This is a genomic window from Frankia sp. Allo2 (genome assembly GCF_000733325.1).
In the GTDB taxonomy this organism is placed as follows: domain Bacteria; phylum Actinomycetota; class Actinomycetes; order Frankiales; family Frankiaceae; genus Frankia; species Frankia casuarinae.
Genome location: NZ_JPHT01000094.1, coordinates 388 through 2,633, shown reverse-complemented (window position 1 = coordinate 2,633; position 2,246 = coordinate 388). Strand labels below are relative to the sequence as shown.

Sequence of the window (2,246 nt, the reverse complement as noted above, 5' to 3'; positions counted from 1 at the left end):
CACCACCCGCACCCACTCAGCCGCACCCAACACCGGCACCCGACCCACCAACACCCCCGGATCCGCCGCCACAGCCTCCAGGATCCGTACCAACCGGGCCAGCAGCTCCGCGGCCGTCCGCTGGTCGAACAGGTCGGGCCGGTAGTCCACGTGCAGCGCCAGCCCGTCGCGGCCAGGCCGTATGCCCAGGGTGAGGGGATAGTGCGCGGCCTGCCGGCCACCGCGCGAGGTGACCCGCAGGCTGTCCGGGTCGGCCGCCGCGGGTGCCGCGGGTGCCACCGTCGGGTCGAACGGATAGTTCTCGTAGACCACGAGCGTGTCGAAGACCGCGCCGGGCCCGGCCTCGCGCTGGATCTCGGCCAGGCCGAGGTACTGGTGAGCCGTCAACGCGGACTGCCGGGCCTGCAAGGCCACCAGCATGTCGCAGACCCGCTGGGCCGGATCCAGCGGCACCCGGACCGGCAGCGTGTTGATGAACAGGCCCAGCATGTCCTCCACCCCGGGCAGCTCGGGCGGACGACCCGCGACGACCGCACCGAACACCACGTCGGACCGGCCGGCCAGGCGGCTGACCAGCATCGCCCACGCCCCCTGCACGACCGTGTTCAGCGTCACCCCGTGGGCCTGGGCCAGCTCGCGCAGCGCTCCGGTCGGCTCGGGGCCCAGGCGCAGCTCGGTGAGCTCGGTCATTACCGGATCCCGGCCCGGGTCCGCCACCACGACTCTGGTTGGCTCCTGCTTGCCGTCCAGCTCACGGCGCCAGGCCGCTCGCGCGGCCTGGCGGTCCTGCCTGCTCAGCCATACCAGGTAGTCACGGTAAGGCGGCACGGGCTTCAGCCCGCTGGAGTCGCCGCCCGCCCGGTACACCCCGAACAGCTCGCGTTTGAAGATCGGCAGCGACCAGCCGTCCAGCAGGATGTGATGGTTGGTGATCACCAGGCGGTGGCGCCGCGCACCGAACCGGATCAGCAGGAACCGCAGCAGCGGAGGTACGGCCGGGTCGAATCCGCGGTCCAGGTCCTCGGCGGCCAGCCGGTCGGCCTCCGCCTCGGCTCCGGCCGAAGGCAGCGCCGACACGTCCGCCTCACGCCATGGCAGCGCGACCCTGGCGGCGATGACCTGGACCGGCTGGGCAAGCCCGGCCGTCTGCCGGAACCCGGCCCGCAGGTTGGCGTGCCGGTCCAGCATCGCCTGCCCCGACGCGCGCAGGACCTCGGCGTCCAGCGGTCCCTCCAGCTCCATGACGTGCTGCCCGGAGTAGACGTCCACAGCCTGCTCGTCGAACGTGGCGTGGAACAGCAACCCCTCCTGCAACGGTGAGAGCGGCCATACTTCCGACAGCGCGGAGCGTTTCATGACGAGGTCCCCTTCTCGATCTCTGCCGCCATGGCCTCGAACTGCTCCACCTGGCGCTGGCCCAGCTCCAGCAATGGGAAGTCGGACGGGGTATGTCCCCCCGCCTCGGGGCGCGCGGCGTGCTCGGCCAGGCCGGTCAGCATCGCCACCCAGCCCTCGCCCAGTTCCCGGACGGCAGGCTCGGCCAGGACGCCGGGCGGCCAGGCCAGCGAGACGGTGAGCTCGGGGCCGTCCGCCCCGTCCCGCACGGCTCCCCCGGCCTCCAGCACGTGGGCTGCCGGAAGGTCGCCGGCCTCCCCGTCGAGGCCGATCGGCTGCCAGTCCGTGTCTTCGCCGGTACGACGGGCACCGGCGAAGCGGCCCAGGTAGTTGAAGGCGATCTGCGGGGTCGGTAGCGCCGCCAGGACCGGCCGCGTAGCGGGATTCAGGTGGCGCAGCAACCCATAGCCCAGGCCTTCGCCGGGGACCGCCCGCACCTGCTCCTTGACCTCCTTGATTATCCGGCCGGCGGCGGGGCCACCGGCGCGCAGGTCCGCAAGGTCGACGTCGGGCAGTTCCAGCCGTACGGGATGGACTCTGGTGAACCAGCCCACTGTTCGGGACAACTCGACGTCCTCGGCCAGCGGCTCGCGGCCATGTCCCTCCAGGTCGATCACGATGGCCTCCGACGCACCGTCACCCCGCCGCCGACGCCATTCGGTCACGGCGGCGGCGAGCCCGGCCAGCAGCACGTCGTTGATCCCGGCGTGGAACAGCGTAGGTACGGTCGTGAGCAGCGCCGCCGTCACCTCCAGGGACACCGAAAACGACAGCTGCCGCATACTCGACGCCACATCACGGGCCGGATCAAGCGGCCGGTCACCCAACAGGACGTCATCACCGGTAAGAAT

Annotated in this window: 2 protein-coding genes; both read right to left on the bottom strand. The window is 71.8% G+C overall.

Annotated features, from left to right (window positions below; translation table 11 throughout):
• Positions 1 to 1,356, bottom strand: a 1,356-nt coding sequence (locus tag ALLO2_RS23740) for a condensation domain-containing protein (protein ID WP_278248118.1), incomplete at its 3' end; no start/stop codon positions are given.
• The coding region (locus ALLO2_RS23735; protein WP_232235310.1) for a condensation domain-containing protein at positions 1,353 to 2,246 on the bottom strand (894 nt) is incomplete at its 5' end. The genes ALLO2_RS23740 and ALLO2_RS23735, both read right to left, overlap by 4 nt.